This window comes from Paeniglutamicibacter sp. NPDC012692 (assembly GCF_042901625.1).
In the GTDB taxonomy this organism is placed as follows: Bacteria; Actinomycetota; Actinomycetes; order Actinomycetales; family Micrococcaceae; genus Paeniglutamicibacter.
Genome location: NZ_JBIBDE010000005.1, coordinates 129,160 through 142,202, shown reverse-complemented (window position 1 = coordinate 142,202; position 13,043 = coordinate 129,160). Strand labels below are relative to the sequence as shown.

Genomic DNA, 13,043 nt, shown 5'->3' with positions numbered 1-13,043 from the left:
GAGGAAACGCCCATGAGCATAGTCGACCCCTTGGTCCTGCCTTCCGACGTCTTCGTCGAGCCCGTGTCAGGACTTCCGCCGGAAACCAGGTCCCGTTTGGACTGTGAGGACACCGATTTCGTCGTCAGCAGGCCCCGGACGCGGACGGCGTCCACGATTGTGGACCGGGACATGGCAAAGCTTCTCGAGTTGTTCCGTTCCCCCACGTCGATCACGGACGCAGTGGTGGCCTTCAGCACGGCCCATGCCTTGGACCCCTACGTGATCCTGGAGAGTGCGTTTGGGCCGCTGAGCGCGCTGATCACGGACAAGCTGCTGGTGCTCGCCGGCACGGACGCGGGGAAACCCGTCGCATCAACCTTCCAGGCCGGCACCGTCATCGGCGACATCCAGATCCTCGAGGTCGCCCACCTGCTCGACGACACCGAGGTGTACCGGGGCAGGACGAGTGGCGGGATGGATGTCGCGGTCAAGATTGCCGGTCCCGCAGCGACACCGCAGATCATCGCCGCACTTCGCAACGAGGAATCGGTGCTCGACCGCCTCGACGGCAAGATCGGACCGCGGCTTGTCCACTCGGGCCATGCCGACGGGCGGCCTTTCATTGCCACGACTTGGCACTCCGGGTGCGACCTTTACGAGGCTTCCGCCAGCACAAGGGGTCTGGGACCGACCGAGATGGCACGTGAACTCGTGATGCTCTCCGAGCGTCTCCTCGAAGCCTACGAGCAGCTTCATGCACACGGCCTTCTCCACGGCGACATCCATCCGCGCAACGCAATCGTCGATGCCTTCGGCCGGGTCACCCTGTTGGACTTCGGACTAACCGTGCCGATCGGGTCGAGCCGGGGCTTCCTCCGGGGTGGCATCGACCTGTTTCAGGCGCCGGAGGCCGGTGCCGCCGCCCTGGCAGGCAAGGAACTGCCACCCTTGGCACCGAGTGCAGAAATCTACTCCCTCGGAGCCATCTTGTACCAGCTCTTCACCGGAAGCCCGACGCACGCCTTTTCCCTGTTGCGCGCCGAAATGAACAGGCAACTGGCCAACGACGCCCCGAGGTCGTTCGCGGAACACGGGATTTCAAACCTGCAAGAAATTGAGCTCGTGGTTCTTCACGCTTTGGCGAAAAACCCCGACGATCGCTTTTCGTCTGTCTCGGAAATGCTGCGCGAACTCCGTCAGGCAGCGGCGCGCGACCTGGACAACGCAGAGGGCGGCACGGACCGCCTCGCCGAAGCGGCGCGCAAGGACCCTCCCGCGGCAACTTCGATGTCCCGTTTCGAGGCTCCGGGCCAAGCCTTCGCCCGGGGTCTGGAGCCACCAACGGCGTCGGTGTTCCTTGGCGGTGCGGGGCTGGCCTATGCGCTCCTGCGAACTGCTCGGGAATGCGCCGATTCCGCCACCTTGGCCAGCGCGGACCTGTGGGCCAGCAAGTCGGAGCACGAACACCGCTCCGACGATGCGTTCTGGACCGCCGAGCTTGGCGTCGGCGTGGAGGTCTTTGGCCGGACCTCGCTGTTCCATAGCGTCACCGGCGTCCACTGTGTGCAGGCACTCGTCGCCCACGCACAAGGCGACACCATGCGGCAGGCGGCCTCCGTTGAGGCCTTCATCGAAGCGAGTCTGCGCCCCGACCATCTGGATGTCCTGTTCGGTCGGGCCGGCCTGCTGCTTGGAAGCGTGTTCCAGCTTGATACCCTGCCGGAAAACGAGACTGCCGGCAGGCTTCGGGCTCACACCAACGCGCTCATGGACGACCTTTGGCGCCAGCTCGACCGGCAACCTCCGATCCACCTCAACAAGGACATCCAGCTACTGGGCATCGCGCACGGGTGGGCAGGGCTCCTCTATGCCACGATGCTCTGGTGCGAGGCCTCGAACGCCGCTGTTCCGGAACAGCTGCCCCTGCGTTTGCAGCAGCTCGCGGACCAGGGAATACCCACCGGGCGATCCATCGTTTGGCCACGCAGAAACGACGGAGTCGTTGACAATCCCCTGCTGGCAGCAAGCTGGTGCAACGGCGCGGCCGGCCACGTCCACCTCTGGACGGCCGCCCACCGGCTCTTCGGCGATGACCGCTTCATGCGGCGGGCATACGCGGCCGGTTGGGGTGCCTTCGACGGTCCCCTGGACGTTGTCGCCGACCTCTGTTGCGGACTGGCCGGCCGCGCCTATGCACTCCTCCGCCTCTACCGGGAGTTCAGCGACCCCCAGTGGCTCGCCCGGGCCAGGGCGCTGATGAGGATGGCCGATTCACAGCCGGCCGTTGCCGGACATCGCGCGCACAGCCTCTTCCACGGCGACGTCGGCATCGCGCTGGCTGCGGCAGATGTCGAAGCCGCAGGGCTTGCGGGAATGCCGTTCTTCGAACGGGAAGGCTGGCACGGGCAGGCCCAGTCCCCTACGGAGGCATCTTCAGGAATCCAACTGCGTCGGTAGCGGAACCTCCGGCTCTAAGGCTTCGCGAAGATGGTCCGTGGAACGCCCTGTGCCGGGCGGGTCACGCGGCTCGGGTGCGGAAGCCGATTCATTTGCCGGGTTGTGAAACCGCGCAGCACCACGCGATTGCACCGACCGGAGCCGGCCACCCCCTCGCCATCGGGCGCCCACTGGTAAACTTGGGGAGTCATCGGTGTTTTGTCGCCGCGCCGATTCCGGCGCCCCATGACGCCCACCGACGATGTTGTGCTGATCTATAGGAGTGCTTCCACCCATGACCAATCCCACGACCGAGCGGCGCGGATCCGAGCAGCGCGTCACCAAGCAGCGGCTGGCGGTTGTCGCCGCCCTTGGCCAAGTCGATGACTTCGTGACCGCCCAGGAGCTCCACCGCTGGCTTGTCGACGAGGGTGACAAGGTTTCGCTGGCGACCGTCTACCGCCTGTTGCTGTCCATGGCCGAGGACGGCCAGGTCGACGTGCTGCGCAGCGCCGACGGCGAGTCCATGTACCGCCAGTGCCAGGCCGAGCACCACCACCACCACCTGGTGTGCCGGACCTGCGGCAAGGCCGTCGAGGTCGAGGCACCCGCCGTCGAGCAATGGGCCGCCCGAGTGGCCGCCGAGAACGGCTTCACCGCTCCCACCCACACCGTGGAGATCTACGGGCTGTGCCCCGCCTGCTCCGCGGCCGGGCAATAGCAGGACCCTCCAACGGCAAGACCCGCAAAACGTCTCAAACGCCTCGGGCGGTACCCCATCCAGTGGATGGGGTACCGCCCGAGGTCGTTTCCGGTCCCTACGTGGTCCGGGGACCCGCCTATGCGGCCAACGCCGCCGTCTTGATGTGCCGCACCCTGTCGCGGCGCCAGGCGATCAGCCGGCAGACGACGTAGATGAGGAACGAAATCGTCGTCACGTACGGGCTGATCGGCAGGCTGCCGGCCAGCGCCAGCAGGATGCCGCCCACCACGGACGTCACCGCGAAGAACACCGAAAGGCTGACGGTGAGCACCGGGTTTGCGCTCACGCGCATGGCCGCGGCCGCCGGGGTGATCAGCAGCGAAAGCACCAGCAGCGAACCGACGACCTGGATGGACAGCGCCACGGCCAGGCCGAGCACCAGCATGAAGGCCACCGAAAGCTTGGCGGCGGGAATGCCGCGGGCCGTCGCCACCGCCGGGTCCACGCTGATGAAGGTCAGCGGTCGCCACATGGCGACCAGCGCGACCAGCACCACCACCGAGCAGACGGCCAGCAGGCCCAGCTGCACCTGGTCGACGGCCACGATCTGCCCGGTCAGCAGCCCGAACTTGTTGGCGCTGCGCCCCTCGTAGAGGGCCAGGAACAGGATGCCCAGGCCGAGGCCGAAGGGCATCAGCACGCCGATGATGGAGTTCCGGTCCTTGGCGGCGGCGCCCATCATGCCCAGCACCAGGGCGGCGATGACCGACCCGATCAGCGAACCGAACACCACGTTGGCGCCGATCAGCAGCGCAAAGGCCGCGCCGGCGAAGGACAGCTCGGCGATGCCGTGCACCGCGAAGGCCATGTCGCGGAGCATCACGAAGATGCCGATCATGCCGCCCACCAGCCCCAGCAGGGCGCCGGCGATCAGCGAGTTGGTGACCAGCGGCAGGATTTCGGCGTAGTCCTGGAAGCTGAAGACCGTGTTCCAGATATCTTGCAGATCCATGCGCTCAGACTCCTGCCGTCGGGTGGGTGTGGCTGACATTTTCGGGCATGCCGACCACCACGATGCGGCCGTTGGATTCGAAGACCTCGATCGGGCTTCCGTAGAGGTCCGAGAGGACGTCCGATCGCATGACCTCGGCGGGGGTGCCCACGTGGAAGCGCCCGCCGGCCAGGTACAGCACCCTGTCCACGTACTGCAGGATCGGGTTGATCTCGTGGGTCACGAACACCACGGCGGACCCGCGGTCGCAGGCCTGGCGGTGGATCAGCCCGGAGACCGCCTGCTGGTGGTGCAGGTCCAGCGAGAGCAGGGGCTCGTCACAGAGCAGCAGCCGCGGGTTGTCCGCCAGTGCCTGAGCCGCGCGCAGCCGCTGCTGCTCGCCGCCGGACAGCACCCCGACGGGCCGGTCCGCGTAGGAGGAGGCCCCGACCAGTTCCAGCAGCTCGTCGACGCGCTTGCGGATGGCCCTGCGCTTAATCCTGATGCCCCATTGGTGGCCGTCGATGCCCAGTGCCACCAGGTCGCGGGCGCGCAACGGGGTGTTCTCGGCAAAGGGACGTTGCTGCGGGATGGTTCCCACCAGGCGCGAGCCACGGGTCGCGGGCTTCCCCGCCACCTCGACCGTTCCGCCGGAGAGCTGCTGCAGGCCCAGCAGGGTCCTGAGCATCGTGGTCTTGCCGGAGCCGTTGGGGCCCAGCACGGCCAGGAACTCGCCCGGCGCGATGTCAAGGTTCAGCCCGTCCCAGAGCAGGCGGTTCCCGAAGCTCAGCGAGGCATCGCGCAGCCGGACGACGGGTTCGACCATCGGGTCACTGGTTTGCAAGGGCCACCTCAAGTTGTTGCACGTTTGAATCCATCCAGGAAATGTAGTCCTGCCCCGGGGGCAGGGTTTCGGTCATGCTGATGATCGGAACGCCGGCTGCCTCGGCGATGGAGCGCACCTTGTCCGTCTGCGGTCCCGAGGTCTGGGTGTTCAGCGCCAGCAGCGCGTATTCCCTGTTGACCAGGCCGTCGTTCAGGTGCTTGAGCAGCAGCGGGGAGACGTCGTCGCCGGATTCCATCGCGGCGCTGAAGCCGGAGGGTGTCGCATCCTTCAGCCCGGCCTCGGTGAGCAGGTAGTAGGACACGGGTTCGGTCATCGCGAACGTCTTGCCCGCGGTGGAGGGCCGCAGGGCGTCGATGCGTCCGGCCAGCGAATCCACCCGCGCCTCGAAGGCGCGTGCGCCCGCCTCGAACTCCCCCGCATTCTCGGGCCGGAGGGCTGCGAACTTGTGGGCCAGGCCCTCGGCCAGGGCGCCGACGGTGTGCACGTCGTACCAGACGTGCTCGTTGGGCCCCGAGTGGTCGTGCCCGGCGTGGGATCCCCCGGCGGCTTCGGCATGCTCGGCGTGTTCCGCGCCACCGGCAGGCTCGTCATGGTCGTCGCTGCCCTCGTGTGCTTCGGTCTTTTCGGCGAAGTCGACGGCGTGCAGGATCGCGCCCGGCGGCAGTTCCAGCCCGCCGGCCAGCGATTCCATGAACGGGTCGTAGCCGTCGCCGTTGGCGATGATCACGTCCGCCTTGGAGAGGGCAAGCATGTCCCGGGCCGTGGCCTCGTAGGAGTGCGGGTCCTGCGAGGTCTTGTCGACGATCGCCTTCACCTCGACGTTCTCCCCGCCGACGGCGCGTGCCACGTCCGCGTACACGGAGGTCGAGGCGACCACGTTAAGCACGGAGTCCCCACCGCCGGTCCCGGCTGCGCCTTCGGCCGACGCCGTGGTGGCGCAAGCGGAAAGCAACAGTGCCGAGACGAGGACGGTGAGGACGCTCAGTGGTCTGCGCATGCGGTGTTCGCGGGCCCTTTCGAAGGAAGCTGGAACACCAGACTATCTCAAATGCGAGTCATTCGCATTATTGGGCGCTCCGGTTCTCGCGCCGGATGCCGCGCTTCTGGTTCTGGTCGTCGATTTCGCCGACCAGCTGCTCCAGCACGTCCTCGAGGAACAGGACCCCGAGCGTGTTTCCTGACGGATCCACCACGCGGGCCAGGTGCTCGCCGGCGGCGCGCATCTGCTCCATGGCGTCCTCGATCTCCGCGCCGGGGGCCACCACGCCCATGGTGCGCAGCTGGGCATGGGCAATCGGCTCGCGGTACTGGGAATCGGGCAGGGACATGATGTCCTTCAGGTGCCAGTAGCCGACGAAGTCGTTGCCATCGCTGATCACGATGCGGGAGAACCCGGTGCGGCCCACCGTGCGCTCGAACTGCTCCACGGTCGCCCCGAGCTCCAGGCTCACCACACGGTCGCGATGGATCATGGTGCCCTCGGCCGTGAGGTTGGAGAACTCCAGCGCCTTGGACAGCATCAGCGCGTCTTCCTTCTGCATGGCCCCGGACTTGGCGGAGCTGGCGATGATCGACTGCACCTCCTCTGCGGTGAACGCGGAGGTCACCTCGTTCTTCGGCTCGACCTTCATCAGGCGCAGGAACGCGTTGGCGATCGCGTTCAGCGAAACCACGATCGGGTGCACCAGCTTGGAAAGCAGCAACAACGGGCCGGCCAGGACCAGCACGGCCTTGTCCGCCATCGACACCGAGATATTCTTCGGGACCATTTCGCCGAAGGTCACGTGCAGGAACGTGACGATCAGCAGCGCGATGATGAACGCGATGCTTCCTGCCAGCGCCTCGGGGATGCCCACGAATTCAAGGGGCACCACAAAGAGGTGGTGGATGGCCGGCTCGGCCACGTTGAGGATCAGCAGCGAGCAGACGGTGATGCCCAGCTGGCAGACGGCCAGCATGAGGGACACCGATTCCATGGCGCGCAGCGCTCGGATGGCGTTCTTGTTGCCGGCATCGGCCAGCGGTTCGATCTGGGAACGGCGTGCCGACATGACGGCGAATTCCGCCGCCACGAAGAACGCGTTGCCCAGCAGGAGGATGACAAGCCAGAAGATTCCCGCCCAGTCGCTCATGCGCGGTCCTCCAAGTCCTCGTCGGGGCTGATGGTGACAGCCTCGTCGTCATCGGGGTTGGCACGCGGCGTGAAGTGCAGCTCCGCGACGCGACGCCTGTCCAGCGCGGTGACAACGAAGACGCCGCCTTCCGTGGCGACCTCGTCGCCCACCGACGGGATCCTGCCGAGTTCGGCCATGACAAACCCGCCCACGGTTTCGTAGGCGGCATCCTCGGGGATCTCCACCTCGCCGATCAGTTCATTGACCTGGTCGGGGCGGAACATGCCCGGGATCATCCAGCTTCCGTCCGCGAGCTGGCGCACCTCGGGCAGCGCCGAGTCGTGTTCATCCGCGACTTCGCCGACGATTTCCTCGATCAGGTCCTCCAGGGTGACCATTCCGGCGGTTCCACCGTACTCGTCCAGCACGATGGCCATTTGCAGGTTTGCCGTGCGCAACTGCACCAGCAGGTGGTCAAGGTGCACGGTCTCCGGCACAAAGATCACGGGTGTCTTGTTCTCGCCAACTTCCTTGCCCTCGCGCTTGTCGCGCGGGATGGCGATGATGGTCTTCACGTGGCAGACGCCCTTGATCTCGTCGCTGGACCCGTCGGTGACGGGGAAACGCGAGTAGCCGGTCTCCTTGGCCAGGGCGATGACGTCCTGCACGTGGGCGTCGTGTTCGATGGTGCGCATCTTGGTGCGCGGGGTCATCACGTCGGCCGCCGAACGGTCGGAGAATCGCAGGGTGCGGTCCACGAACAGCGCGGCGTCCTTGTCGAGGGTTCCTAGTTCCGCGGAGCGGCGGACCAGCGAGGCGAGCTCTGCCGGGGAACGGGCGCCGGAGATTTCCTCCTTGGCCTCAAGGCCGAAGAGGTGCAGCACCTTGTTGGAAAACCCGTTGAGCAGCACGATGGCCGGCTTGAAGATCGCCGTGAAGATCAGCTGGGGGCGCGCCACGGCGCGGCCGATGTGGAAGGCCTTGGCGATCGCCAGGTTCTTCGGCACCAATTCACCGATGACCATGGAGAGCAGCGTGGCAAGCACCATGGCGGTGACCAGGCTGACCGGAACCGCCGAGTCCCCCAGGCCCACCGCATGCAGGGGTCCCTGCAGCAGCTGGCCCACGGAGGGTTCCATCACGTAACCGGTCAACAGGGTGGTCATGGTGATGCCGAGCTGGCAGGAGGAGAGTTGCGTGGAGAGCGACTTGAGGCAGCGAAGCAACGCTTCGGCCTTTTTGTCCCCGTCCTTCACGGCCTTTTCGACGGTGGCGGGATCCAGTGCAACAAGGGAAAACTCGACCGCGACGAAGAAGCCCGTGCCAAGGATCAGCAAGAGGCCGACGAGCAGGAGTAACCATTCCATTTAGTGTTTCACCGCCCCGGCGGTGAAGGTGCACTGGCGCATCAGTGATGGCGTGCAGTAGTTCTTATGCTTTGTCTGCGCCGGACTAGAAGGCTCCGATGCTGATGCAGAACTGGGCAAACAATGACGTGTATGGCCGGCACCGCGTGTATTCACGACTGGCCGGCACAGAGAGTGGCTGTCCATTATGGATTCAGTCTAACCGAACCCCGACCTGCATTCGCTCGAACCTCCGCGGAAACTATCCCGGAAAATCCGGCCATCAAAGGTGTCCCGCCCTTGTCCCGCGCGGCGACGGCGCGGGACGGCCCCGGCGGGCCGGGCAGCCCGCGACACGCCGGAGCCGAAGTCCTCGCCATTGGCTCTGCACGGGCCAGGCAACGCACCGGCCACCGTGATCCGGGCATCCGGCAGGCCCGTCACGCCCCTTGCTGACTTGGGGCGGATCCGCGGCGAGGATGCCGCTTCGGGCATCCGGCGGAGATACCCTCCCGCGATCCCGCCGGGGCCGCCTCGGCGCTGGATCCGACCGCTTGGCGCAACTGGCGTGTGATGCCCAACTCAATGATTCCCATCTGCGGGTCAATAGTCACTAGACTACTTAGCAGGTCTAGAACTATGCCCTCGTGATGGTTGTGTCACGGTGGCGCTTGGACAAACGGAAATCAGGGAAGAGGCGTAATACCGTGCCAGATCAATCGCACCACCGACTCACCGAAGAGTTCGGCGGGAACGAATGGCTAGTCGATGAGCTGTATCAGCAGTTCCTCAAGGACAAGAACTCGGTAGACAAGAAATGGTGGGACATCTTTGCGTCCCTCAATTCGGATCAGGCAAGTGCCTCCGACGCCCCGGCCCCTGCGGCCCCGGCCGCCGCGCCAGCGCCTGCTACCAGTGCACCGACCGGAACGCCGCGTGCGGCTACCCAGGCCCGCGTCGTTGATGTCACCGGATCGACTGCAGCATCTTCCGCCGAGTCCTCCGCGGCCACCGGCGCAGCTGCGGCCGCGCCGCGCGTGCCGGCGGATCCGGCCCCGGTCACCAAGGCACAGCCGATCCCGGCCCAGCTGCCGAAGACCGCGGTTCCCGCGGCAACCGGCGAGGAAAAGCGCACCCCGCTGCGCGGACCGGCCAAGGCGATCGTCACCAACATGGAGCAGAGCCTGACCGTTCCGACGGCGACCACCGTGCGCGCCGTGCCGGCCAAGCTGCTCATCGACAACCGCGTGGTCATCAACAACCACCTCAAGCGCGCCCGCGGCGGCAAGATCTCCTTCACCCACATCATCGGCTTCGCCGTGGTCCGGGCCCTGAAGCTCTTCCCCTCGCAGAACGTCACCTACGCCGAGATCGACGGCAAGCCCGTTGCCATCCAGCCGGGCCACGTGAACTTCGGCATCGCGATCGACATGCCGAAGCCGGACGGCTCGCGCATGCTCGCCGTGCCGAACATCAAGGCCGCCGAGACCCTGAGCTTCAACGAGTTCTGGGACACCTACGAGGGCCTGATCAAGCGCGCACGCGCCAACAAGCTCACCGCGGACGACTACGCGGGCACCACGGTCTCGCTGACCAACCCCGGCGGCATCGGCACCGTCCACTCGGTTCCGCGCCTGTCCAAGGGCCAGGCCACGATCGTCGGCGTCGGCGCACTCGAGTACCCGGCGGCCTTCCGCGGCGCGGCCGATGTCACCGTTGCCAAGCAGGGCGTCGGCAAGGTCATCACGCTGACCTCCACCTACGACCACCGCGTCATCCAGGGTGCGGGCTCGGGCGAGTTCCTCCGCCTGATCGAATCGCTGCTGTTGGGCGAGCAGGGCTTCTACGACGAGATCTTCGAAGCGCTGCGCATCCCCTACGAGCCGGTTCGCTGGGCCGTCGACAACCAGGTCGACATCGAGTTGCAGGTCAACAAGATCGCCCGCATCCAGCAGCTGATCCACTCCTACCGCGTGCGCGGCCACCTGATGGCCGACACCAACCCGCTGGAATACGTCCAGCGCCGCCACCCGGACCTGGACATCCAGACCTACGGCCTGACCCTCTGGGACCTGGACCGCGAATGGGTCACCGGCGGCTTCGGCGGCAAGGACCGCCTGCTGCTGCGCGACATCCTCGGCGTGCTGCGCGATGCCTACTGCCGCACCACCGGCATCGAGTACATGCACATCCAGGATCCGGTGGAACGCAAGTGGTTCCAGGACGAGCTGGAGCACAAGTACTCCAAGCCGACCCGCGAGGAACAGTTCCGCATCCTGGGCAAGCTCAACGCCGCCGAGGCTTTCGAGACCTTCCTGCAGACCAAGTTCGTCGGCCAGAAGCGCTTCTCCCTCGAGGGCGGCGAGTCCCTGATTCCGCTGCTTGACGGCATCATCTCCGACGCCGCCGACGAGGGCATCGACGAGGTCGGCATCGGCATGGCCCACCGCGGCCGCCTGAACGTGCTGACCAACATCGCCGGCAAGACCTACGCACAGGTCTTCCGCGAATTCGAGGGCACCGCCACCCCGGGCTCCGTCCAGGGCTCCGGCGACGTGAAGTACCACCTGGGCACCGAGGGTTCCTACACCTCGGACTCGGGCAACCAGACCCGCGTCTATCTGGCCGCCAACCCCTCGCACCTCGAGGCCGTCGACCCGGTGCTCGAGGGCATCGTGCGCGCCAAGCAGGACAAGTCGGAGTCCAAGGACTTCAACGTGCTTCCGATCCTGGTGCACGGCGACGCGGCCTTCGCGGGCCAGGGCGTCGTCTCCGAGACCCTCGCGTTCTCGCAGCTGCCGGGCTACAAGACCGGCGGCACGATCCACGTGATCGTGAACAACCAGGTCGGCTTCACCACCGCCCCGACCTCCTCGCGCTCCTCGGTGTACGCCACCGACGTCGCCAAGCAGGTCCAGGCACCGGTCTTCCACGTCAACGGCGATGACCCGGAGTCGGTTGTCCGCATCGCGCAGCTGGCCTTCAAGTACCGCCAGCGCTTCAACAAAGACGTCGTCATCGACCTCGTGTGCTACCGCCGACGCGGCCACAACGAGGGCGACGACCCGTCGATGACGCAGCCGATGATGTACAACCTGATCGAGGCCAAGCGCTCCACCCGCAAGCTGTACACAGAGGCCCTCGTCGGCCGCGGCGACATCACGCAGGACGAGGCCGACCAGGCGCTGCGCGACTACCAGGAACGCCTGGAACGCGTGTTCGCCGAGACCCACGCGGCGCAGACCTCGCCGATCCCGGTCATCACCGCCGGAACCTCCGCCGTCAACGACCTGGAACTGCCCGCAGCCCAGCGCGACGACGAGGCCGCACCGCTCACGGAGAACCCGACCCGGATCAGCACCGAGACGCTGGCCCACATCGGTGCCGCGCACGTGGCGATCCCGGCCGACTTCACGGTTCACCCGAAGCTCAAGGTGCTGCTGGAACGCCGCGAGAAGATGAGCCGCGAGGGCGGCATCGACTGGGGCATGGCGGAAATCGCCGCCTTCGGTTCGCTGTCCATGGAAGGCGTGCCGGTTCGACTGGTGGGCCAGGACTCGCGACGCGGCACCTTCGTGCAGCGCCACGCGGTCTTCCACGACCGCCTCAACGGCGACGAGTGGTACCCGCTGCTTAACCTCTCCGAGGACCAGGCACCGCTGTCGATCTACGACTCCCTGCTCAGCGAATACGCGGCACTCGGCTTCGAGTACGGCTACTCGGTGGAACGCCCGGACGCCCTGGTGCTCTGGGAGGCGCAGTTCGGCGACTTCGTCAACGGCGCGCAGACCGTCATCGACGAGTTCATCTCCTCCGCGGAGCAGAAGTGGGGCCAGCGCTCTTCCCTGGTCATGATGCTTCCGCACGGCTACGAGGGACAGGGCCCGGACCACTCCTCCGCCCGCATCGAACGCTTCCTGCAGATGTGTGCCGAGCAGAACATGGTCGTGGCCCAGCCGTCCACCGGCGCAAACCACTTCCACCTGTTGCGTCGCCAGGCCTACGCCCGTCCGCGCAAGCCGTTGGTCATCTTCACCCCGAAGCAGCTGTTGCGCCTGAAGGCCGCGGCTTCCTCGGTGGAGGACTTCACCACCGGCACCTTCCAGGAGGTCATCGCGGACACGGCCAACCTGAACCCGGCCGACGTCGATCGCGTGCTGCTGGTTTCCGGCCGCCTGTACTACGACCTGGCCGCCGCGCGCACCAAGGCCGAGGACACCAAGACGGCGATCATCCGCGTCGAGCAGCTATACCCGCTGCCCGCCGAGGCTATCGCCGCCGAGCTGGCCAAGTACCCGAACGCCGAGGTCGTCTGGGCGCAGGACGAACCTGCGAACCAGGGCCCGTGGCCGTTCGTCGGGCTGAACCTGCCGGGCGAGCTGAACAAGCACATCCGTCTGGTCTCCCGCAAGGCCTCCGCCGCCACCTCGACCGGCACGCACAAGCGCCACGAAGTGGAGCAGGCCCAGCTGATCACCAAGGCCTTCGCGCGCTAGATCACGCGATGGCACTGGTGAAACAGTGAATTGACAACGCCTCAGGGGCGGGACGCGACAGTGTCCCGCCCCTGAGGCGCTTAATCGACTGCTAGTGTTGGTGCGTACGCGCCCCAGAAAGGTCTTTC

Annotated in this window: 8 protein-coding genes; 3 read left to right on the top strand and 5 right to left on the bottom strand. The window is 66.4% G+C overall.

Annotated elements, in window-relative coordinates; translation table 11 throughout:
- The first annotated feature begins 12 nt into the window (after positions 1 to 12).
- Both ACFY5D_RS16900 and ACFY5D_RS16895 read left to right on the top strand, forming a co-directional pair.
- On the top strand, positions 13 to 2,439 hold the full coding sequence (locus ACFY5D_RS16900; protein WP_387532427.1) for a lanthionine synthetase LanC family protein: 2,427 nt from the start codon (positions 13 to 15) through the stop codon (positions 2,437 to 2,439).
- A gap of 274 nt (positions 2,440 to 2,713) precedes the next feature.
- Complete coding sequence (locus ACFY5D_RS16895) at positions 2,714 to 3,139, top strand: Fur family transcriptional regulator (RefSeq protein WP_387532424.1); 426 nt, start codon at positions 2,714 to 2,716, stop codon at positions 3,137 to 3,139.
- A gap of 118 nt (positions 3,140 to 3,257) precedes the next feature.
- Here ACFY5D_RS16895 and ACFY5D_RS16890 read toward each other — a convergent pair whose 3' ends face one another.
- The 5 genes from ACFY5D_RS16890 to ACFY5D_RS16870 form a co-directional block, all read right to left on the bottom strand.
- Complete coding sequence (locus ACFY5D_RS16890; protein WP_387532421.1) at positions 3,258 to 4,133, bottom strand: metal ABC transporter permease; 876 nt, start codon at positions 4,131 to 4,133, stop codon at positions 3,258 to 3,260.
- A gap of 4 nt (positions 4,134 to 4,137) precedes the next feature.
- On the bottom strand, positions 4,138 to 4,938 hold the full coding sequence (locus tag ACFY5D_RS16885) for a metal ABC transporter ATP-binding protein (protein WP_387532896.1): 801 nt from the start codon (positions 4,936 to 4,938) through the stop codon (positions 4,138 to 4,140).
- A 4-nt stretch (positions 4,939 to 4,942) separates the two neighbouring features.
- A complete protein-coding gene (locus ACFY5D_RS16880) occupies positions 4,943 to 5,956 on the bottom strand; it encodes a metal ABC transporter solute-binding protein, Zn/Mn family (protein WP_387532418.1) in 1,014 nt (337 codons plus the stop codon).
- 67 nt (positions 5,957 to 6,023) lie between these two features.
- Positions 6,024 to 7,091: a hemolysin family protein gene (locus ACFY5D_RS16875; protein ID WP_387532415.1), complete on the bottom strand. Its 1,068-nt coding sequence runs from the start codon at positions 7,089 to 7,091 to the stop codon at positions 6,024 to 6,026.
- Positions 7,088 to 8,440 carry a hemolysin family protein gene (locus ACFY5D_RS16870; protein ID WP_387532412.1) on the bottom strand — a complete coding sequence of 451 codons (1,353 nt, stop codon included), beginning with the start codon at positions 8,438 to 8,440 and terminating at the stop codon, positions 7,088 to 7,090. Before ACFY5D_RS16870 ends, ACFY5D_RS16875 begins: the two co-directional genes overlap by 4 nt.
- 686 nt (positions 8,441 to 9,126) lie before the next feature.
- On the opposite strand from ACFY5D_RS16870, the gene ACFY5D_RS16865 reads away from it, so the two are divergent.
- Positions 9,127 to 12,915, top strand: a complete 3,789-nt coding sequence (locus ACFY5D_RS16865) for a multifunctional oxoglutarate decarboxylase/oxoglutarate dehydrogenase thiamine pyrophosphate-binding subunit/dihydrolipoyllysine-residue succinyltransferase subunit (protein ID WP_387532409.1) — start codon at positions 9,127 to 9,129, stop codon at positions 12,913 to 12,915.
- Positions 12,916 to 13,043: the final 128 nt, after the last annotated feature.

Bases quoted from the DNA above. Each gene is read 5' to 3' on its own strand.
- ACFY5D_RS16900 (WP_387532427.1), top strand. From the start codon at position 13: ATGAGCATAGTCGACCCCTTGGTCCTGCCTTCCGACGTCTTCGTCGAG.
- ACFY5D_RS16895 (WP_387532424.1), top strand. From the start codon at position 2,714: ATGACCAATCCCACGACCGAGCGGCGCGGATCCGAGCAGCGCGTCACC.
- ACFY5D_RS16890 (WP_387532421.1), bottom strand. From the start codon at position 4,133: ATGGATCTGCAAGATATCTGGAACACGGTCTTCAGCTTCCAGGACTAC.
- ACFY5D_RS16885 (WP_387532896.1), bottom strand. From the start codon at position 4,938: ATGGTCGAACCCGTCGTCCGGCTGCGCGATGCCTCGCTGAGCTTCGGG.
- ACFY5D_RS16880 (WP_387532418.1), bottom strand. From the start codon at position 5,956: ATGCGCAGACCACTGAGCGTCCTCACCGTCCTCGTCTCGGCACTGTTG.
- ACFY5D_RS16875 (WP_387532415.1), bottom strand. From the start codon at position 7,091: ATGAGCGACTGGGCGGGAATCTTCTGGCTTGTCATCCTCCTGCTGGGC.
- ACFY5D_RS16870 (WP_387532412.1), bottom strand. From the start codon at position 8,440: ATGGAATGGTTACTCCTGCTCGTCGGCCTCTTGCTGATCCTTGGCACG.